Origin of the sequence: Rhizobium sullae, from assembly GCF_900169785.1 — a bacterium.
Lineage (GTDB): Bacteria > Pseudomonadota > Alphaproteobacteria > Rhizobiales > Rhizobiaceae > Rhizobium > Rhizobium sullae.
Map to the genome: position 1 here is coordinate 139,079 of NZ_FWER01000013.1, position 18,505 is coordinate 157,583.

An 18,505-nucleotide genomic window follows, 5' to 3' on the forward strand; every position below is an offset into this window, starting at 1 on the left:
ATACAGACAAAATTGCGGGCAGTTGCTCAAAAGGATGGCAGGGAGAGCTGCCTGAGTAAAGCAATTGAATTTCAAGGGGAAACGAGAGCCAGATGGCAATTCCGAGAGCAGCGAAGACCCAGCGGCGCACACGGATCCAGGAGGAGAAGGAAGAGCAGATTCTGGAAGCGGCGCTCGATGTGTTTTCCGCCAGGGGTTTCCGCGGCTCTACCATCGACCAGATCGCCGAAGTGGCCGGCATGTCGAAGCCCAATCTGCTTTATTATTTCCGCACCAAGGAGGCGATGCACCGGGCGCTGATCGATCGCGTGCTTTATACTTGGCTCGAGCCGCTTCGCGCCTTCGATGCCGAAGGCAATCCGGAAACCGAAATCCGCAACTATATCCGCAGGAAGCTGGAATTGGCGCGCGACTTCCCCCGCGAAAGCCGGCTGTTTGCAAACGAGGTGCTGCAGGGCGCGCCGCATATCGAAGACGAGTTGAAGGGGCCGCTGAAGCAGCTCGTCGACGAGAAGGCCGAGGTGATCCGCGCCTGGGCCAAGGCCGGCAAGATCGCCAAATGCGATCCCTACCATCTGATCTTTTCGATCTGGTCGACGACACAGCATTATGCCGACTTCGACGTCCAGGTGCGCGCCGTGCTCGGACAGGAGCACGCCGGGGCGGGGCGCTTCGAGGACGCGGCGCGCTTCCTCGAACAGCTCTTCATCGGCGGGCTGATGGTTCGTCCGGCCTGAACCTAAGCCTTGCCTCAACGGCCCTGCCGTGCAGCAAGGCCTCAAGCGCCACGCGGATCGTTTCCGCGATGCTGCATTCCGCCTTTGAAAACGGACGCGCGCGTCCGCGCGCCAGTTCCGACCAGGTGTTGAAGCTTCCGCGAGGTGTAAGGCTTTCGGCGTTTGGACCGTATTCCCCCGGCCTGTGTGGATCGCCGGCCCAGTGCGCCGTGCGCAGGATTTCCTGGCGGAAGAACACAACATAGTCGCGAGGCAGCCGAGAGATGGGAATGACCAGAAGCCCGGCGACGTCGCCATTCGTTTCCGCTCCTGGCGAGAATTCCGCGATATGATCGGTCGTGAAGACATGGCCGGGTGCATTTCTGTCCAGCACGTCGATCAGCGTGGAGAACTGCTCCTGCGAGGGTGCCAGACCGGTCAGTGCCGTGCGGCCGTTGATCGAGACGCCGATGCCATCGGCGGGAACAGCGCCGGCGAGCGCATCGGCCAGCCAGGCCGGATCATCAAGCAGGCCGGCATTGCCCGCAACGTCGGTGAACAGCCGCTCGACGATCTGCCGCGCCTTGGTCTCGAATTTCAGAGCCAGGCGGCATTCCCGGGTTTGAAGCCGCGAGGCGAACATCTGGGCGAAGATCTCCACCGTCGAGCGCCGCTCGAAAGAGGGCAGCCGGGCAGAATAATGATGGCAGGTAAAGAGGCCCCAAAGCATGCCGTCCGTGACGATCGGAATCGAAAGCGAGGCGGCGACGCCCATGTTCTTCAGATATTCGATCTGGCTCGGTGAGACGGAGCGCAGAATCGACAGGGACAGATCGATCGCGCTGCCGTGCTCATCGCGTTCCGGCAGGATCGGAACCGGTGCAGCTTCGACGTCGGCGATGATTCGGTAAGGGTTGCGGAGGTGGAGCGTGCGCGCCAGGACAGGAATGTCCGGGGCCGGGTAGCGGAAGCCAAGAAAGGAGCCGATGGCGGGTCTTGTGGCTTCCGCCACAACCTCGCCGGAACCTCCTTCATCGAAACGATGAACCAGCACGCGGTCGAAGCCGGTGATGCCGCGCGCCAGGCGGGCACCTTCGCGGAAAAAGGCTTCCAGCGTCTGCGCTTGGTCGAGGCGCACCATCATGGCGCGGAGCGATATCGTCGAACCGCCCTGGCTGCCGGCCTGTGACGCTTCGGCCTCGATAACGACATGGTCGCCGCTGAAATGCAGAGCGACGTCGAAGATTGGACCACCCTCGGCAAAGGCGATGCCGGACAGCCGCTCGACCATATCTGCACCGCGTAGAACGGTCAGCCGATTGCGGATCGTGTGCAGCGTCTTGGACATGATGATGCCGGACAGCGGCTGCCCCAGTATGTCCTCGCAATCGACACCCAGAAATTCTCCGAGGTTAGCCGACGCCCGTACGATCCTCCAGTCGGGGGAGGCCGCAAGCAGGAAGCCGAAGGGCTGGATAGCGGCGCGCTGAAGGATGGCATCCCGGTCGCAATTCGTCAGGTCCGCACGATTGCAGGGTTCGCTCACGAGACAGGAACTCCGGTTCCGTTTCAGTTGGGCCATTCCGGCGTAACAAAGTAAGCGATATACGGCGGAAACACGCCATTTCCAGTGAATACACCAAAAAATTCAGAGGGTTCCGAGACTTTCTTCGCTAACTCATGAGAGCCGGGAGCCTCGCGGCCAAGGTGTCGATCGCCAGGCGCACCTTCGGCTGCATTGCAGGCGACTTTACCCAAACGACATTGGCATCGAAGGCGACAGCCGGAACATCCGTCAAGACCCGGCAAAGCTCGCCGGACGCAACGCGGTCCCGCACGAGCCAACACGGCAGCCAGGCAAGGCCGACGCCCTCTGCCGCCGCGTCCGCGATGGTGGCGAGATCATCAAGCCGCAGCCGCGATCGCGGCAGAACCTGCCGGAAGGGTTCGGCTTTCGTCGGGAAGATCCAGGTGCGGTTTCGATCCTGCCTGCCGTAGACGATGCCGTCATGCTTTTCGAGGTCTTCGAGCTTGGCTGGAACGCCGCGCCGTTCGAGGTAGCCGGGAGAGGCGCAAACCGTCATGCGCTGCTGGGCGATGACGCGCACCATCAGGCCCGGATAGTCCCCAAGCGGGCCGTTGCGCACGGCAAGATCGAAGCCATCTTCGACGAGATCGATAATCCGATCGTTGAACGAAAGATCAAGTTCGAGATGCGGATGCTCGTCAAGGAGCCTGATGAGTATCGGGGCCACGCATTGACGGCCGAAAAGAACCGGCATCGTCACGCGCAACCGCCCGCGCACTTCCCGCTTCCCGCTTTCGAGAACCGCCTCGCCATGCGCGATCTCCTCGATCGCGCGCAGGCAATGCTCGTAGAAGAACTGGCCCTCCTCCGTGAGGCTTTGCGCCCTCGTCGTCCGGTGAAACAGGCGGACGCCCAGTCTTTGTTCCAGCCGCGCGATCGTCTTTCCGACGGCGGATCGCGTCAGGTGAAGGCGCTCAGCTGCCACGGAGAAGCCGCCGGCCTCCGCGACTTCGACGAATACCGATATGCCTTTGAGCTGCTCCATGATTGTATCCTTTATGGAAACATTTTGTGGAATTAATACCGCAACTGACGACCAAATTTCAACGATATGCTTCGACTCCCTTCAATCAAACGGAGCAAGAGGAATGTTGAAAGCAAAGCAATGGTCCGTCGACAATATCGGTCCCACGAATCTGATGGTACGCGAAGCGGCGATCGTAGAGCCCACCGGCGACAATGTGCTGGTCCGAACGCAGGCAGTGTCGCTGAACTATCGCGACAAACTGGTGATGGAAACCGGCATGGGTCTGCCGCTGCAGTTTCCCTTCGTCCCGGCGTCGGACCTTGCCGGCGTCGTCGAAGCCGTCGGCCCCGACGTGACGCGCTTCAGGCCGGGCGATCGGGTCATCACGACCTTCCTTCCCGGGCGCATCAACGGGCCGGGCCTCGGCGATGCGCGCCACCCGCCCCACAAGACGCTCGGCGGATATTATCCGGGCGTGCTTTCTCACTATGTAACCTTCTCGGAGGACTGGTTTGTCCATGCACCCGAGACACTCGATGCCGGAGAGGCGAGCACGCTCCCATGCGCGGGCCTTACGGCATGGTTCGCGCTCATCGAACTCGGCAAGCTGAAGGCCGGCGACAAGGTGGTCATCCAGGGAACGGGCGGTGTGGCGCTTTTCGGTCTCCAGATCGCCAAGATGCACGGCGCCGAAGTCATCATCACCTCGGCAAATCCAGAGAAGCTTGCCCGCGTGCGGGAACTCGGCGCCGATCACGGGATCGGCCGCGCGAATTGGGCCGAACGCGTTCTCCAACTGACGGAAGATTACGGTGCTGACCACATCTTCGAAATGGCCGCAGGCGCCAATTTCGGCGAATCCCTGAAGGCTGTCGCAGTCAGCGGACGTATTTCGGTGATCGGCGTCATGGACGGCTTCGATCTCTCGGCCCCGGTGCAATCACTTCTGCTGAAGTCACCGACGGTGCAAGGTATCAGCGTCGGACACCGCCGCGCGCTGGAGGATCTGGTCCGCGCCGTCGATCGCACTGGCCTGAAGCCGGTGATCGACAGGCGCTACACCTTCGGCGAACTGCCGCAGGCGCTTCATCACCTCGATCGCGGCCCCTTCGGAAAGATTGTGATCGAGTTCTGAGCTAGGTGATCTCTGCTCCCGTCAGAGCATTCTGGCGGGAGCCCGGCTACAGCCACTTTGCCCGGCGGAAGAAGACGAAAAGTGTGACGCACAGGGTTGCGATCACGCCCAGCACCACGAAATAGCCATACTGAAAACTCAGCTCCGGCATATCGTTGAAATTCATCCCGTAGATACCGGCGATCGCCGTCGGAACAGCAAGGATCGCCGCCCAGGAGGCGAGCTTGCGGGCGATCGCCGTCTGTTCGGTCTGACCAATCATCACGCTGGCTTCGAAGGCGAAGGCGAGGACCTCGCGCAGTGCATCGATATCTTCCTGGACCCGGCGCACGTGGTCCGTGACGTCGCGGAACAGCGACTGAAGCGTCGAGTCCATGCCGGGAAGATCGATATGCTCATAGCGGCGGCAGACGTCCACGAGCGGCACCACGGCATTGCGCAGCCGCAGCAGCTTGCGCCGCAGCAGGTAAAGGCGCTCGATGTCGGCCTTTGAAAGCTGTTCGCGCAGCATCAAATCTTCAAGCGTCTCGACTTCTTCCTGCACGACCTCGATCACCGGCATGTAGTTGTCGACAATGAAATCGAGGATGGAATAGAGAATGTAGTTCTCGCCATGCGCCAATGCCGCCGGCGTCGCCTCGCAGCGCTGCCGCACCGCCAGGTAAGAGGATGATGCGCCATGGCGAACGGAAACGACATAACCTCTGCCGACGAAAAGGTGGGTTTCGCCGAAGACGATTTCGCCGTCTTTCATGTGGGCGGTACGGGCAACGATGAACATGGCGTCGCCATAAATCTCAAGCTTCGGGCGCTGATGCGGCTGGGCGGCATCCTCGATCGCCAGCGGGTGGAGATTGAATTCTGCCTGCACCTGGTGCAGCAGCATCTCGTCCGGCTCGTGCAAGCCGATCCAGACGACCGCATTCTCGTGCGTCCGCCATTCGCCTGCCTCTTCTATCCGGATATCGCGGATGCGCTGCCCCTGCTGGTAAACGGCAGCTGCCACGACCCCCGGACGAACAGAGGACGACGATGCTGGAGCCGCCGCGCCAGTTTTCCCGCGAGCGGCGGCACTCTTCAGATTCTTGGTCCGTTCCAAAACCGCCTATTCCTCCCGCTGCGGCATCCCGGCCGGTTGTGTCCCAACGCAGAGAACCATAGTCCCATTTTGCGAAACACGCATCCGGGATCAGCGTTAAAGGAGGTCCGTCATTCCGCAGTGATCGTGGCGTCACCTTCCGCAAAGGTAAAGCCCTCATCAGCCCAGCCGGTCATGCCGCCGACCATCACCTTGACGGAAAGGCCAAGCCGCGCTAGGCGCAGCGCCGCCTTGTCGGTGCCGTTGCAATGCGGGCCGGCGCAATAGACGACGAAGAGCGTGCCGGCCGGCCATTCCGACATGCGGTGCGCAGTCATCTTGCCATGCGGCAGGTTGATCGCGCCCGGAACATGCGAGCGAGAAAAGAGCGACGGCGAGCGGACGTCGAGGAGGACGAAATCGGCCTTGCCGGAGGAAATGGAGGCGTGAACATCCCAGCAGTCCGTCTCGAAGGCCAGCTTGCGGGCGTAATAAGCGGCGGTTGCTTCCCGTGAGGCGGCAGGCGTTTCACTGACGGGGCTCGGCATCGGCTTTCCTTTCGCGGTTCGAGTTGCCGTTGAGGATGGCGGATGTTATGGCTGGGCGAAATTGGCCTTAATGACGGTTAGCGTAAAGATCATGCCAAATTTTCTCAAAGGCCCGCATGTTGTCGTTCTCGCCTACGACGGGCTCTGCACCTTCGAATTCGGCATCGCTTTTGAAGTCTTCGGGCTTCCGCGTCCAGAGATGGGCGAGGGCTGGTATCGCTATTCGGTCTGCGGCATCGAACCGGGGCCGCTCCGCGCGGCAGGCGGATTGAGCGTTTCGGTTGATCGCGGCCTGGAGGTTCTGGCGGAAGCCGATCTCATCGTCGTGCCGGGCTGGCGGGCGATCGATGCGTCGGTGCCCGACCCGTTGATTCTTGCATTGCGGACTGCGCATCGGCGGGGTGCACGGGTTATGTCGCTCTGCTCCGGCGTGGCGGTGCTCGCCGCGGCCGGTCTGCTGACCGGCCGGCGTGTGACGACGCATTGGCGCTATGTCGCCTCGCTTGCGGCGCGTTATCCGGAGGTCACTTTCGATGCAAGCGTTCTCTACATAGATGAGGGCAGCATTCTGACCGCCGCGGGCAGTGCCGCCGGTATCGATCTCTGCTTGCACGTCGTGCGCGGCGATTTCGGCGCGGAGGCGTCAAACAGCGTTGCCCGCCGTCTGGTACTTCCGCCGCATCGCGAGGGCGGGCAGGCGCAGTTCATCAGCACTCCCGTACTCGAAGAGCGGGAAGGCATACGGCTCGGGCCATTGCTCGAATGGATGCGGGAACAACTGGACGTGGAACAGCCGATCAGCCTGCTGGCGCAGAAGGCGGGCATGAGCCTGCGGACCTTCCAGCGCCGCTTCGAAAAGACGACGGGCTTGAGCGTCGGCGAATGGCTGCTCAAGGAGCGGCTTCGCCACGCCCGCGACCTCCTGGAAAAGGAACTCGCCGCGTCGCTTGACGACATCGCCACCGCCAGCGGCTTCGGCACACTGGCGACGATGCGGCACCATTTCCGCAAGCGGCTCGGAACGAGCCCGAGTGCCTATAGACGGTCGTTCGGCGCTTGAGGCAGTTTAATGGCGAGCGTTTGCGGTGTGGGATTGCCCCTCACCCCTGACCCTCTCCCCGTTCTGACGGGGAACGGGGGACGTGCCCCTGCGCGCTGTCGAGAGGGACGAAGGCGATGCGGCATATGCCCTTCTCCCCGCTGGCGGGGAGAAGGTGGCGGCAGGCGGACGAGGGCATGCGCAGCCTTAATAACGCTCGCTACTCCGCCGCCTGCCTCGCCATCGGGTTGTTCGGGTGGGTCGTCCAGTTGGCGTAGTTCGGATCGACGGGGCGCCCCGTGCGCTTGTCAAGCGCGCCGGCGGGGAGCGGCTCCATGGTGATGCAGTTCTCGACCGGACAGACGTTGACGCAGAGATTGCAGCCGACGCACTCGTCTTCCATCACCTCGAAATGGCGCACGCCGTTGACGAACTGGGTGATCGCCTGGTGCGAAGTGTCCTCGCAGGCGATGTGACAGCGGCCGCATTTGATGCAGGCGTCTTGGTCGATCTTCGCCTTGGCGATGTAGTTGAGGTTCAGATACTGCCAGTCGGAGACGTTCGGAACGGCGCGGCCGGTGATGTCGTCGAGGTTCCCGTGGCCCTTTGCGTCCATCCAGTCGGAGAGCCCGCTGATCATCTCCTGCACGATCTTGAAGCCGTAGGTCATGGCCGCCGTGCAGACCTGAACGTTGCCGGCGCCAAGCGCCAGGAACTCGGCGGCATCGCGCCAGGTGGTCACGCCGCCGATGCCGGAGATCGGCAGACCATAGGTTTCTGGATCGCGGGCGATTTCGGCCACCATGTTGAGCGCGATCGGCTTGACCGCCGGGCCGCAATAGCCGCCATGGCTGCCGCGGCCGTCGATCGAGGGTTCAGGAGAGAAGGTGTCGAGGTTGACCGCGGTGATCGAGTTGATCGTATTGATCAGCGAGACGGCGTCCGTGCCGCCGGCCTTGGCCGCGCGAGCCGGCTTGCGGATGTCTGTGATGTTCGGCGTCAGCTTGGTGATGACCGGCATGCGCGTGTACTGCTTGCACCAGCGCACGACCATTTCGATGTACTCCGGTACTTGTCCAACCGCAGAACCCATGCCGCGCTCGGACATGCCGTGGGGACAGCCGAAGTTGAGTTCGATGCCGTCGGCGCCGGTTTCCTCGACCAGCGGCAGGATCGCCTTCCAGGCATTTTCCTCGCAGGGGACCATGATCGAGGCGATGAGCGCCCGGTCCGGCCAGTTCATCTTCACCTGCTTCATTTCGCGCAGGTTGGTGTAGAGGTCGCGGTCGGTGATGAGCTCGATATTGTTGAGACCCAGCAAACGGCGGTCAGCACCCCAGATCGCGCCGTAGCGCGGGCCGTTGACGTTGACGACGGGCGGGCCTTCCTCGCCCAGCGTCTTCCAGACGACGCCGCCCCAGCCCGCCTTGAAGGCACGCTCGACATTATAGGCCTTGTCGGTGGGCGGCGCGGAGGCAAGCCAGAACGGGTTGGGCGACTTGATGCCGACGAAATTGTTGCGGAGATCAGCCATTATTTATTCTCCTCACGCGACGGCGACGGTTGGCTGCGCACCGGCAGCGAGCGTACGGTTGATGGATTCGGCGGCATCGCGGCCCCGCGCGACAGCCGAGACGGTCAGGTCATCACCACCGAAGACGCAGTCGCCACCGGCCCAGACGCCGTCGAGCGACGTGCGGCCTTCGCTGTCGATGGCGATGCGGCCGGATTCCATGCGCAGCGAGCCGAGACCGGACGCTTCGAAGGTCTGGCCGATCGCCTTGAAAATCTGATCGGCGGCGATGGCACCGGTTTCTCCGGTCGTGACGAGACGGCCGTCGGCGAGCTTAGTATATTCCACCTCGATCGCGGCAACCTTGCCGTCCTTCGACAGGATGGACTTCGGCGCCAGCCAGTGGCGGATGATGACGCCTTTGGAGGTGGCGAGGTCCTGCTCGAACTCCGAGGCGTTCATGTGCTCCTTGCCACGGCGGTAGCAGATCGTCACTTCTTCGGCGCCAAGCAGTTTTGCCTGTACGGCCGCATCGATGGCGGTCATGCCGCCGCCGAGAACGACGACGCGGCGGCCGACCGGAACGTCCGCCTTGTTCATGGCCTGCCGAAGCGAGGCAATGAAATCGACGGCGTCGTCCACTCCGGGCAAATTCTCGCCCTCGACGCGCAGCGCATTGACGCCGGCAAGGCCGATGCCGAGGAAGACGGCGTCATATTGCGATTGAAGATCAGCCAGCGAGAAATCGCGGCCAAGTTGCTGATCGTGGCGGACTTCGATGCCGCCGATCGACAGGACATAATCGACCTCTTTCTGCGCGAAGTCGTCAACTGCCTTGTAGGTGGCTATACCGTATTCGTTGAGGCCGCCGGATTTCGGCTTGCTGTCATAGATGACGGTTTCGTGGCCTTTCACCGCAAGGCGGTGAGCGGCGGCAAGGCCGGCCGGGCCGGCCCCGACAACGGCGATCTTCTTTCCGGTGGAGGAGGCGCGCGTGTAGAACTGCCTGCCTGCCTGCATGGCCGTATCCGTCGCATAGCGCTGCAGGCGGCCGATCTCAACGGGTTTTTCCTCTGCCGTGTTGCGCACGCATGCCTGCTCGCAGAGATCTTCGGTGGGACAGACGCGGGCGCACATGCCGCCCAGGATGTTCTGGTCGAAGATCGTCTTCGCCGAACCGATCGGGTTGCCGGTCGCGATCTGACGGATGAAGAGCGGAATGTCGATGGAGGTGGGACAGGCCGTCATGCACGGCGCGTCGTAGCAGAAGTAACAGCGGTCGGCGGCGACCAGCGCCTCATGCTTGTCGAGGCGCGGATGCAGATCGGAAAAATTAGCTTCATACTCGGCGGATGAGAGCCGGCCGGCATGAATCCCAGTTTCCAGTCGTTCCATTGAAGTTCCCTCATTATTGGTAAACGGCTAGTGAGGAAAAGCGTAACTCAGGATAAAAATTTTATCAAACGGTAAAATTTTGAAACGTAAAGTCATATAAGTATCTGTTTTCGTTATTAATGCAGCAAGGTGGAGAACCCAGCAGACGCCATGCATGAGGACAAGCGCTTCCCAGCTCGTAAAAAAGATTCAAAAAATCCAATTTTTTTCGGAACCGGCGGAACCAAAGGTTAACGCGGTCGTTATTGGGGCATCTGGATGATGATCGCATCGACCCAACATGCGCGCCCCCAACCCATCATCCGGATTACTCACGGTCCCCTCCCGATGAGTGAAAACAGCCAGTGCGCCGCCCTCGCACTGGCTGTTTTTCGTTGCGGCCAGCAGAGCGCTGCTTACGAGCGTTTGAGAATCTCGAATTCCGTCTCGGGGATCTGCAGATAATATTCGATGCGGCCGGGGACGAGCCTGAGTTCCGCCTTGCCGTTCATCGAGGACGGAACGACGCGCTCCAGCACGGTCTTGCCGAAGCTGTTTTCGCTAAACTCGTGAATCTCTGTCCGGTTCGGGAGGATCTCCATCCAGGCGATCTCGATCGCCTTCTTGCCGTTCAGCTTAGCTTCCTTGCAGTTCAGGGTGATCGATGACGCGCCGCCGGCGATTGCGCCATAGGAGGCCGAATTGACGATAAGTTCATGAAGCGCCAATCCGAGATGTACGGCGGCATTCGGCGTCATATGGGCATTGATGCCGAAGATCGGCATGGAGCCTGCCGTTTCCGGCCAATAGGGGGCGAACTGCTTTTCCGCGAGATCGAAGAGATAGGCGCCCCGCCAGCTCGAATCCGTAATCAGGTCCTGCGAGTTCGAAAGCGACTGAAGACGGCCACGGAACTTCGCGAGGAAGCTGTCGAGCGACAGCGTATTGCGGGCCGTTTGCGTCGCGATGCCCTGAATGATCGCGAGCAGGTTCTTTGAACGGTGAGAAAGTTCGCGCAGCAGCGATTTCAGAACTTTTTCGCGGTGCCGCGTTTCGGTGACTTCGGAGATGACCGAAAGAATGCCAAGGGAGCTGCTATTGCTGACGCGCTGGACCTTGAGCTCGTAGGTCCGGGCCTCACCATCGACGTCCATATCGATCTCGGCGTTGGTTGCTGTTCCGGTTTCCAGCACCTTGAGCTTCAGGGCCTTCAGGTAGTCGCCATGCGCCTTGCCGAAGAGATCACTGTCGCTGCCGCCGACGAAAAACCGTTCGGCGAAGTGGCGCGGAAGATTTTCGGCAAAGGAGAATGCCAGCTTTGAATCCTGAAAGAGAATCGAAATTCCGGCGCTGTTCAGCGCCCGCTCCATCATCGCGGACTTGCCTTCTAGCGCGAAAGGCCTGCCGGTTAATGGTTCTGTCGTATTCACCAGGCCGCCTTTCCTTCGATCCTTCTTGTGCAGCTGGAAAGGGGTTGCCACCTCGGGAACCCCGCCGGTCATACTATGACCAAGCGTTGCAGAAACCGTTAAAGCTGCTGCCGGAGCGCCCCAGCTAGCTGGGAACGCTTCGTTATTGGCTTTGTTCCGTCGCTGCGACGGTTCAGCTTCATGCTGCAACCTTGGTGGATTCATTGAAGAATAGCGCCTGGCTGATCAAAGCCTTGACCATGTCGGGATTGAAGGGCTTGGTGACCAGGAAAGTCGGCTCCGGCCGCTCGCCTGTCAAAAGGCGCTCTGGAAAAGCCGTGATGAAAATCACGGGCACGTTCGATGTCTTTAGAATGTCGTTCACGGCGTCGATGCCCGAGCTGCCGTCGGCAAGCTGGATATCCGCAAGAACCATGCGCGGCTTGGTCTTGTTGTAAAGTGCTATGGCTTCAGAATGGGTGCGGGCGATGCCGGTGACCCTGTGGCCGAGGCTTTCGACCATCTGCTCTATATCCATCGCGATCAGGGGCTCGTCTTCGATGATCATGATATCGGTGGCGACCTGGCGCGAAATCTCCTGCGAGGCCTTGTCGAGCAGGCTCATTACTTCCTGGTCTTCGGTGTCGAGAATATCGGCGATCTCGCCGACGCGGAAATTCTCGACCGAAGCGAGGATGAAGGCCTGGCGCGCTAGCGGGGAGACCTTGGCAAGGTTTACGGTCGCCCGCTGCTCCCACGCATAGGGCGATGCTGGCTCCGGAATCTGGACGGCGGTGGAACCAAACAGCTTAGTGAACAGTTTGTAGAGTGCGACACGGTCATTCGCGGTATCCGGGAAAATGGATATGTCGGCGATAATGGCCTCCAGAACTGCGGCAACATAAGCATCACCTGAAGTCTGCGTGCCTGTAAGCGCACGGGAATAACGACGCAAATAAGGAAGATGCGGCGCAATTCGAGTAGAAAGTGTCATTAAAAACTCCCGTCTGTAGGCCGTAACTGCCTTTAATGCAGTGGAAACGTCGCGCCATTAAAAAAGTTCCAGTATATGCGGAACTTTTTTCACAGCCTTGCATTATGCTGGCGACGAATGAAGGGCGTACCGCAATTTTGAGCCACGATACCGGTAAGTATTTCAGCACCAACCGCCCCGAGCGGCGGGCGGTGCCGTTGGCGTTCCAATTGGCGTTCCAAGCCGCAGCATAGATATCGCCCCCACCAACATAGAGACAACCGACAAGAAGTGACGAATTGATGACAAAGCAGCAAAAAGAAGAACAGGATCAGCAGCGGCTGGAGATGCGCGCAAGCGATATCCTCGATCCAAACAACCAGATCGGCGTCAAGCTACGGTCGCTCTATGCGGCGGCACAGGATGAGGCGATCCCCGATCGTTTTCTCGATCTGCTCGAGAAGCTGGACCAGGCCGAGATGATGGCTTCGGCCAAAATGGCCAAGTAAGGGCGAGTTGATGGATAAGGCTCAACCAAGCTTCAAACGCGAACTGCTGGCGGCATTACCGAGCCTGCGTGCGTTCGCGATCTCGTTGATCGGCCGGCACGATCGCGCCGACGACTTGGTGCAGGACACCATCATGAAGGCCTGGGCAAAGCAAGACCACTTCGAGATGGGCACCAACATGAAGGCCTGGCTCTTCACGATCCTGCGCAACGAACTCTATAGCCAGATGCGCAAGAGCGGCCGCGAGATCCAGGACAGCGACGGGCTGTTCACCGAATCCATGGCGATGCATCCTGCGCAATACGGCGCGCTCGACCTGCAGGATTTCAAGAAGGCGCTCGATCAGCTACCACCGGATCAGCGCGAGGCGATCATTCTCGTCGGTGCCTCGGGCTTCTCCTATGAAGAGGCCGCGGAGATTTGCGGATGCGCCGTTGGCACCATCAAGAGCCGCGTCAACCGCGCACGCCAGCGGCTGCAGGAACTGCTGCAGATTTCCGGCGAAGCGGATTTCGGTCCGGACGCGACGTCCGCGCCGCTGACATCGAAGGCTTTTGCCTTCTGATCCTTGAAGTGCATGGTAAGGAAAACCGGCGGGCTCAGGCGCCGGTTTTTTGTGCGGTGGGAAGGGGTTAGTCGTCGCCGTGTTTGGAGCGCATCAGGTTCGTTGCGACGATGACGGCAAGCACCCCGGCGGTCAGGAGCGGTTGCGAACGGACAAGGCTTATGCTGGCTGCCGCCAGCGACTCGATCGCCAGACGCCGCTCCTGCGCGCGGCGGGCGTCCTGCACATTCATGAGCATCATGACGATCAGAACGACGATGCCGATGAGCAGGGCGCAAGCCGCGAGAAAGAGGGCTGCACCCACGGGACCGTAGACGCCTGCGAGCCAGATTGCTCCGGCCGTCACGGCAAGCACATAGGCCGTCAGCAGGAAGACCGCCGCGAGCACTATGAAAATGCCGTTGCGCTTGGTTCGTGCAACGGTCCTGTGAACGCTGTTTCCTATCAGCAGGCTAAGGATCGGGAAGAGCATCGAGCCTCCTCAGCGGCGTGCGAGGAGTGCGAGCACGAGGCCGAAGGCGGCAGCCGCACCAATCGTTGCGATCGGATGCCTGCGCACGGTATGGCGAACTTCACTTGCGCCGCGCAGATAACTCTCTTGCAGGTCGTGCAGCAGGTCCTCGCTGCGGCCTAGGAGTTCGTCATAGCCGGCGGCCGCCTGATAACGGAGCTTTTCGCCGCGTCGCCGCGAATTCTTCGCAACCAGCTTCGTCAGAGTCGCGATTTCGTCGCGCAAGCTTTCGATCTGATCCTCAATCGTGGATTCGATGTCGTGAAGCGTACCGTTGCCATGGCGCCGGCCGCGAATGGACGGGAGGATAGAAGCCATGATGCTCTCCTTGGCATGGGCGCGCGCAAAGCCGCGGGCCGGTTTCAAACGAGGTCAGCACCGATCATTGCAATAAACAGTATCGCCCGGCATTGATCCAAATCATCGACACGACAACGCGTTGCCCAATCAAAAGTTCCGGTCGGTTCAGCGGCCGGCAAGCGCACTGTGAGCCAGGACAAAGGGCGTTCCGTCCGCCGGGATCTGATTGATGCGCAGCCGGCATCCGAAAACCGATTGCATGCGCTCGTCTGTGAGTACTTCGCGAACGCTGCCGGCCGCGGCAAGGCGTCCGCCTTCCATCAGCACGATCTGGTCCGCGAAGAGGGCGGTCAGGTTGAGGTCGTGCATCACCGCGATCACGCCGCCGCCCGCGTCGCAAAATTTCCGCGCAAGGCTCATGATCGTCAGCTGATGGCTGATATCGAGGCTGGAAACAGGCTCGTCGAGCAGCAACCAGCAGGGCTTCCCATCCACGACTGGCTCGGAGATTTGGCACAGCACGCGGGCGAGCTGGACGCGCTGCTGCTCGCCGCCGGAAAGCTCCTGGTAGAAACGGCCTTCGAAGCCGCCGAGGTCTACGGCGGCGAGCGCGCGTGCCGCGATCTGTTCCGCCTCCTCGGGGTGCAGGTTCAGCCCTGTCGTCAGTCCCATGCGCACGATCTCGCGCACGGTGAAGGGAAAGGAGATGGCGCTCGCCTGTGGCAGCACGCCGCGAACGGCGGCCAGCTGCCAGGGCTGCATTGTCTTGACCTCTTCGCCGTTGATGCGCACGGAGCCGTCAAAGGAAAGCTCGCCGGAGGCCGCCTTCATCGTCGTCGTCTTGCCGGAGCCGTTCGGTCCGGCGATCGCGGTCAGCTGGCCGGCCTTCGCCGTAAAGCTGACGTCGTGGACGATTGTCTTGCCTGACAGGCGGACCGAGATGCCGGAGAGTTCGATCATCGAAATTCGCTTTTAAAGTGCCAGCCGTGAGCGCTGCCGCAACAATATCCAGAGGAAGAACGGCCCGCCGACGGCCGCGGTGATGATTCCGATCGGCAATTCGGCGGGCGCGACGATGGTGCGCGCCAGAACGTCGGCGAAGATCAAGAGAGAGCCGCCGAGGAGGGCGGAGGCGGGCAGCAGGTAGCGGTGGTCGGGGCCGATGATCATGCGCAGGAGATGCGGCACGACAATGCCGACGAAGCCGATACCGCCGCTGACCGCGACCGAAGCGCCGGTCGCGGCAGCTACGGCTACGACCGCAATATTCTTGAGCCGCTGAACCGGGACGCCCATATGAAACGCGGCGGCCTCGCCGAGGGTTATGGCATTCAGCCCGCGCGCCAAGAAGGGCAGGACGGCAAAAGATACCAGAATGATCGGCGCGGCTGCGGCGATCTTCATCCAGGTTGCGCCTGCAAGCGACCCCATGGACCAGAAGGTGAGATCGCGCAGTTGTTGATCGTTAGCGACGTAAGTCAGCAGGCCCGTCATCGCGCCGGTCAAGGCTGCGAGCGCGATGCCTGCAAGCAGCATTGTGGCGACCGAGGTCTGGCCGTTGCTCGTTGCGATTCGGTAAAGCAGCACCGTTGTAATAAGGCCGCCGCCGAAAGCTGCAATCGGTAGAGCATAGATGCCGAGCAACGCAAGGAACGGCATGGCGATCGTTCCGCCGAGCACGATCATCACGACGGCGCCAAAGCTCGCTCCGGACGACACGCCGACGAGGCCGGGATCGGCAAGCGGATTGCGGAACAGACCCTGCATCACAGCGCCCGAGACGGCGAGCGAACCGCCGACGAGAAAACCGAGGATCGCCCGCGGCATGCGGATATCGAAGATGATGATCCGATCGCGCATGTTGAGCGCCGCTTCCGAACCCAAGATCTTTGCGATCACATCGACAATCGAGGCATCCGAAGCGCCGGTCGTCACGGAAAACAGCAGCGAGAAGAACGAACCAACGACGAGCAGGCCGGTCACAAGAAGCGCCAGCCGCGCCCGATCGCCCGTTTCGTGGCGTTCACGAAACGCGGTTATCGAGAAAATTGATCGTTTCTGTCCCGTCATGGCGTCCAGCAGAGCCATCTCAGCCCCCGTAGATGGCTGCGTTCAATTCGCGGACGGCGCCTGCAGTGCGCGGGCCGAAGCCGAGCAGGTGCAGCCCGTCCATGCGGATGACGGCCTTCTTTTGAGCCGCGGGGGTCAACGCGAGCGCAGGTTGCTTGAAGAGGTCGTCGTTGGCGGCCGCGTGGCTGCCCTGACGGTTCATCATCAGGATCACATCGGGCTTTGCCTCGATGATTGCCTCATCGGTCACCGGCTTGTAGCCGGAGAAGCTGCCGACGGCATTGATGGCGCCTGCGAGCTTGACGATGCCATCGGCTGCCGTGTCCGTGCCGGAGGCCATGATCTTGCCGCCCTGCGTGCTGAGGATGAAAAGCACGCGCTTGCGCTCTGCTTCCGGCCGCTTGCCTGCATCGGCGACCGCGGCATCCAGATCGGCACCGACCTTGGCCTCCAGTGCCTTGGCCTTGTCCGGTACGGCGAGCAATGTGCCGATCCTGTTGATCTTCGCCAGGATGCCTGGGCGATCATAGGTACTCGGAATGGTCTCAAACGGCACGCTGGCGTTCTTCAGGACGGTCAGCGCTTCCGGCGGGCCGGAGCCTTCGACGGCGATGATTGCGGTCGGGTTGACGGCGAGGATGCCTTCCGGCGAGAGAGCCCGCATATAGCCCACATCCGGCAGCTTCATGGCCGCAACGGGGTAGATGCTGGTGGAATCGCGAGCGATGAGGCGGCTTTCTTCGCCGAGCGCGTAGACGATCTCCGTCACGTCTCCACCGATGGCGACGAGACGCGAAGTGTCGATCTTTTTCGGTTCCTCGGCATGCGCGGCCCGGATGAAGCTATTGTCCGCCGTCGCGGCGGGCAGCAAAGGCAGCACCATAACGGCCGCCGTCAGCGCCAGTTTCCAAAGCCGGAAGCTGCGCAGGTTCGAATGTATTTTCATCGTTCCGTTCCTTACGCTGCGACGCTCGTTTCGGCCTTCGGCAGGCTTTCGATGATCTCGCGCCAATCGGTGCGCTCGTCGAAACCTTCCTTCCGCTTGCCGAAGAACTGGATGATCATCTCGCCCTTGGCGTCATAGGCTTCCAGCGAGGTGACGTGGCCGTCCTTGGTGGGCTTTCTCACGGCCCAGGTCTCGGCGATATGGTCCTGGCGCAGATGCAGGTGGAAGGTTGGATCCATGATGTTGATCCACGGTCCCATCGCCTGAACGTTGAAGATCGGCCCGGAATGGATCTGCACGATGCCGTTGTTCGCGACAAAGCACATGATCGGCAGACCGGCCTTGACGGAGGCATGCATCATATCGGCCGTCGCGGTGTTGTCGAGCTTCCAGGCGTAATCGTCGCCGACCGTGTGCAGCGCAGCCTGACGGCCGATCTTGAGGCGCTTCAGCATGCCGAAGAATTCATGCGTGTCCGTGAGCTTGCTCCAGTTGTGGCGCAGCTCGTCACGACCGACGTTGCCGCTCTCATCCTCGGAAGCGGAGATTTCGGCCTCGATGAGTTCCTGCGACTGATCGTCGAGCTTCAGATCGGCGACGATCGAGCGGTAGGCCTCGACGTTCGAATTCGGGCGCAGATGCACTTTGTGGACCGCGTTGCCCGTCTTGTCGAAATACTGCAGGCTGAGGCGCTCCTCGTCGCCGTTCTTCTTCGTGACGGCAAAGCCATGGACCCAGCGGCTCGGGAAGATGCGAAGGTCGATGTTTTCGCCGAGCACGATTGCGCTCTGTGTGCCCATCTTGATGTTTTCGAAGACACCGATTTTTTCGTGGACGGCGCTTTCATTGCGCGAGAGCGCAAGGACTTCACCGAGTTCGGCCACGCGTTCCAGAAGCTTCAGCGCACTGGCGTCAATGCGCGTCGCGGAAATGCCGACTTCGGCGGCGACCAGGGCCGCTTCGGAAATGTTCAGCCGCGCCGCGATATCGCGCTCGCGCATCTGCGGATTTTCGGCGCGGAACGCGCGAATTTCGGCCGGTGCCGGTCTGGTCTTGTCAGTCATCTGCTACCCTCACTTATTGAGAATGAGTTTGCCCTGCCGGGTAATTTTCATGCGGTAGACCACGCCGTCATGCCGGATCATGATCTCGTTCGCACCGCGGAAAATGTCCGCGCTTTCGATGGTGCGGATTTCGGCTCCCTCCCGCGGGAGAGGCGCATGCATAAAAGTGTCTGGCTTCTCAACCATCATTTTGGTTGGCA

20 protein-coding genes are annotated in these 18,505 nt (G+C 61.1%); 5 read left to right on the forward strand and 15 right to left on the reverse strand.

Features of this window, described 5'->3' with window-relative positions:
* Window positions 1-92: 92 nt before the first annotated feature.
* A complete protein-coding gene (locus BN1800_RS13895) occupies window positions 93-737 on the forward strand; it encodes a TetR family transcriptional regulator C-terminal domain-containing protein (RefSeq protein ID WP_086998326.1) in 645 nt (214 codons plus the stop codon).
* Here BN1800_RS13895 and BN1800_RS13900 read toward each other — a convergent pair.
* A complete protein-coding gene (locus tag BN1800_RS13900) occupies window positions 706-2,262 on the reverse strand; it encodes a GAF domain-containing protein (RefSeq protein ID WP_425299003.1) in 1,557 nt (518 codons plus the stop codon). The two genes, BN1800_RS13895 and BN1800_RS13900, sit on opposite strands and share 32 nt — an antisense overlap.
* 127 nt (window positions 2,263-2,389) lie before the next feature.
* Complete coding sequence (locus BN1800_RS13905; RefSeq protein ID WP_086998331.1) at window positions 2,390-3,289, reverse strand: LysR family transcriptional regulator; 900 nt, start codon at window positions 3,287-3,289, stop codon at window positions 2,390-2,392.
* A gap of 103 nt (window positions 3,290-3,392) precedes the next feature.
* Between BN1800_RS13905 and BN1800_RS13910 the strand changes: the two genes are divergently transcribed.
* A complete protein-coding gene (locus tag BN1800_RS13910) occupies window positions 3,393-4,406 on the forward strand; it encodes a zinc-dependent alcohol dehydrogenase family protein (protein ID WP_086998334.1) in 1,014 nt (337 codons plus the stop codon).
* A 46-nt stretch (window positions 4,407-4,452) separates the two neighbouring features.
* On the opposite strand, the gene BN1800_RS13915 is transcribed toward BN1800_RS13910, so the two are convergent.
* Both BN1800_RS13915 and BN1800_RS13920 read right to left on the reverse strand, forming a co-directional pair.
* Window positions 4,453-5,505, reverse strand: coding sequence for a magnesium and cobalt transport protein CorA (locus tag BN1800_RS13915; protein WP_027510185.1), 1,053 nt, complete (start codon window positions 5,503-5,505; stop codon window positions 4,453-4,455).
* A 110-nt stretch (window positions 5,506-5,615) separates the two neighbouring features.
* A complete protein-coding gene (locus tag BN1800_RS13920) occupies window positions 5,616-6,032 on the reverse strand; it encodes a rhodanese-like domain-containing protein (protein ID WP_027510186.1) in 417 nt (138 codons plus the stop codon).
* Between the two features lie 70 nt (window positions 6,033-6,102).
* On the opposite strand from BN1800_RS13920, the gene ftrA reads away from it, so the two are divergent.
* Window positions 6,103-7,092, forward strand: a complete 990-nt coding sequence (ftrA, locus tag BN1800_RS13925; RefSeq protein ID WP_027510187.1) for a transcriptional regulator FtrA — start codon at window positions 6,103-6,105, stop codon at window positions 7,090-7,092.
* 199 nt (window positions 7,093-7,291) lie between these two features.
* Here ftrA and preA read toward each other — a convergent pair whose 3' ends face one another.
* The 4 genes from preA to BN1800_RS13945 all read right to left on the reverse strand — a co-directional run bounded on the left by preA (window position 7,292) and on the right by BN1800_RS13945 (window position 12,361).
* Entirely contained in the window at window positions 7,292-8,605 is a 1,314-nt protein-coding gene (preA, locus tag BN1800_RS13930; protein WP_086998337.1) for an NAD-dependent dihydropyrimidine dehydrogenase subunit PreA, read from the reverse strand.
* Between the two features lie 12 nt (window positions 8,606-8,617).
* Window positions 8,618-9,979 carry an NAD(P)-dependent oxidoreductase gene (locus tag BN1800_RS13935; protein WP_086998340.1) on the reverse strand — a complete coding sequence of 454 codons (1,362 nt, stop codon included), beginning with the start codon at window positions 9,977-9,979 and terminating at the stop codon, window positions 8,618-8,620.
* A gap of 395 nt (window positions 9,980-10,374) precedes the next feature.
* Entirely contained in the window at window positions 10,375-11,328 is a 954-nt protein-coding gene (locus BN1800_RS13940; RefSeq protein ID WP_086998445.1) for a sensor histidine kinase, read from the reverse strand.
* 238 nt (window positions 11,329-11,566) lie between these two features.
* Window positions 11,567-12,361, reverse strand: a complete 795-nt coding sequence (locus BN1800_RS13945) for a response regulator (RefSeq protein ID WP_027510191.1) — start codon at window positions 12,359-12,361, stop codon at window positions 11,567-11,569.
* Window positions 12,362-12,642: 281 nt separating this feature from the next.
* On the opposite strand from BN1800_RS13945, the gene BN1800_RS13950 reads away from it, so the two are divergent.
* Together BN1800_RS13950 and BN1800_RS13955 are read left to right on the forward strand one after the other, a co-directional pair.
* Entirely contained in the window at window positions 12,643-12,849 is a 207-nt protein-coding gene (locus BN1800_RS13950) for a NepR family anti-sigma factor (RefSeq protein ID WP_027510192.1), read from the forward strand.
* A 10-nt stretch (window positions 12,850-12,859) separates the two neighbouring features.
* The gene (locus tag BN1800_RS13955) at window positions 12,860-13,414 is read left to right on the forward strand and encodes an RNA polymerase sigma factor (protein WP_037141941.1); all 555 of its coding nucleotides are present in this window, start codon (window positions 12,860-12,862) and stop codon (window positions 13,412-13,414) included.
* Between the two features lie 67 nt (window positions 13,415-13,481).
* On the opposite strand, the gene BN1800_RS13960 is transcribed toward BN1800_RS13955, so the two are convergent.
* The 7 genes from BN1800_RS13960 to hemP form a co-directional block, all read right to left on the reverse strand.
* Window positions 13,482-13,886 carry a hypothetical protein gene (locus BN1800_RS13960; RefSeq protein ID WP_086998342.1) on the reverse strand — a complete coding sequence of 135 codons (405 nt, stop codon included), beginning with the start codon at window positions 13,884-13,886 and terminating at the stop codon, window positions 13,482-13,484.
* A gap of 9 nt (window positions 13,887-13,895) precedes the next feature.
* Entirely contained in the window at window positions 13,896-14,243 is a 348-nt protein-coding gene (locus BN1800_RS13965; RefSeq protein WP_037141980.1) for an ElaB/YgaM/YqjD family protein, read from the reverse strand.
* A gap of 147 nt (window positions 14,244-14,390) precedes the next feature.
* The gene (locus BN1800_RS13970) at window positions 14,391-15,185 is read right to left on the reverse strand and encodes a heme ABC transporter ATP-binding protein (protein ID WP_086998345.1); all 795 of its coding nucleotides are present in this window, start codon (window positions 15,183-15,185) and stop codon (window positions 14,391-14,393) included.
* Between the two features lie 12 nt (window positions 15,186-15,197).
* Window positions 15,198-16,313, reverse strand: a complete 1,116-nt coding sequence (locus BN1800_RS13975; RefSeq protein WP_027510197.1) for a FecCD family ABC transporter permease — start codon at window positions 16,311-16,313, stop codon at window positions 15,198-15,200.
* Between the two features lies 1 nt (window position 16,314).
* Entirely contained in the window at window positions 16,315-17,241 is a 927-nt protein-coding gene (locus BN1800_RS13980; protein ID WP_086998348.1) for a heme/hemin ABC transporter substrate-binding protein, read from the reverse strand.
* An 11-nt stretch (window positions 17,242-17,252) separates the two neighbouring features.
* Window positions 17,253-18,305 (reverse strand): hemin-degrading factor, encoded by a 1,053-nt coding sequence (locus BN1800_RS13985; RefSeq protein ID WP_086998351.1) that lies wholly within the window; start codon window positions 18,303-18,305, stop codon window positions 17,253-17,255.
* 9 nt (window positions 18,306-18,314) lie between these two features.
* Window positions 18,315-18,494 carry a hemin uptake protein HemP gene (gene hemP / locus BN1800_RS13990; RefSeq protein WP_027510200.1) on the reverse strand — a complete coding sequence of 60 codons (180 nt, stop codon included), beginning with the start codon at window positions 18,492-18,494 and terminating at the stop codon, window positions 18,315-18,317.
* Between the last annotated feature and the right edge of the window lie 11 nt (window positions 18,495-18,505).

Coding starts and splice junctions, on each gene's coding strand:
- hemP (WP_027510200.1), bottom strand. CDS start 18,494: ATGATGGTTGAGAAGCCAGACACTTTTATGCATGCGCCTCTCCCGCGG.
- BN1800_RS13935 (WP_086998340.1), bottom strand. CDS start 9,979: ATGGAACGACTGGAAACTGGGATTCATGCCGGCCGGCTCTCATCCGCC.
- BN1800_RS13910 (WP_086998334.1), top strand. CDS start 3,393: ATGTTGAAAGCAAAGCAATGGTCCGTCGACAATATCGGTCCCACGAAT.
- BN1800_RS13940 (WP_086998445.1), bottom strand. CDS start 11,328: ATGGAGCGGGCGCTGAACAGCGCCGGAATTTCGATTCTCTTTCAGGAT.
- ftrA (WP_027510187.1), top strand. CDS start 6,103: ATGACGGTTAGCGTAAAGATCATGCCAAATTTTCTCAAAGGCCCGCAT.
- BN1800_RS13970 (WP_086998345.1), bottom strand. CDS start 15,185: ATGATCGAACTCTCCGGCATCTCGGTCCGCCTGTCAGGCAAGACAATC.
- BN1800_RS13945 (WP_027510191.1), bottom strand. CDS start 12,361: ATGACACTTTCTACTCGAATTGCGCCGCATCTTCCTTATTTGCGTCGT.
- BN1800_RS13950 (WP_027510192.1), top strand. CDS start 12,643: ATGACAAAGCAGCAAAAAGAAGAACAGGATCAGCAGCGGCTGGAGATG.
- BN1800_RS13980 (WP_086998348.1), bottom strand. CDS start 17,241: ATGAAAATACATTCGAACCTGCGCAGCTTCCGGCTTTGGAAACTGGCG.
- BN1800_RS13965 (WP_037141980.1), bottom strand. CDS start 14,243: ATGGCTTCTATCCTCCCGTCCATTCGCGGCCGGCGCCATGGCAACGGT.
- BN1800_RS13960 (WP_086998342.1), bottom strand. CDS start 13,886: ATGCTCTTCCCGATCCTTAGCCTGCTGATAGGAAACAGCGTTCACAGG.
- preA (WP_086998337.1), bottom strand. CDS start 8,605: ATGGCTGATCTCCGCAACAATTTCGTCGGCATCAAGTCGCCCAACCCG.
- BN1800_RS13920 (WP_027510186.1), bottom strand. CDS start 6,032: ATGCCGAGCCCCGTCAGTGAAACGCCTGCCGCCTCACGGGAAGCAACC.
- BN1800_RS13895 (WP_086998326.1), top strand. CDS start 93: ATGGCAATTCCGAGAGCAGCGAAGACCCAGCGGCGCACACGGATCCAG.
- BN1800_RS13955 (WP_037141941.1), top strand. CDS start 12,860: ATGGATAAGGCTCAACCAAGCTTCAAACGCGAACTGCTGGCGGCATTA.
- BN1800_RS13975 (WP_027510197.1), bottom strand. CDS start 16,313: ATGGCTCTGCTGGACGCCATGACGGGACAGAAACGATCAATTTTCTCG.
- BN1800_RS13905 (WP_086998331.1), bottom strand. CDS start 3,289: ATGGAGCAGCTCAAAGGCATATCGGTATTCGTCGAAGTCGCGGAGGCC.
- BN1800_RS13985 (WP_086998351.1), bottom strand. CDS start 18,305: ATGACTGACAAGACCAGACCGGCACCGGCCGAAATTCGCGCGTTCCGC.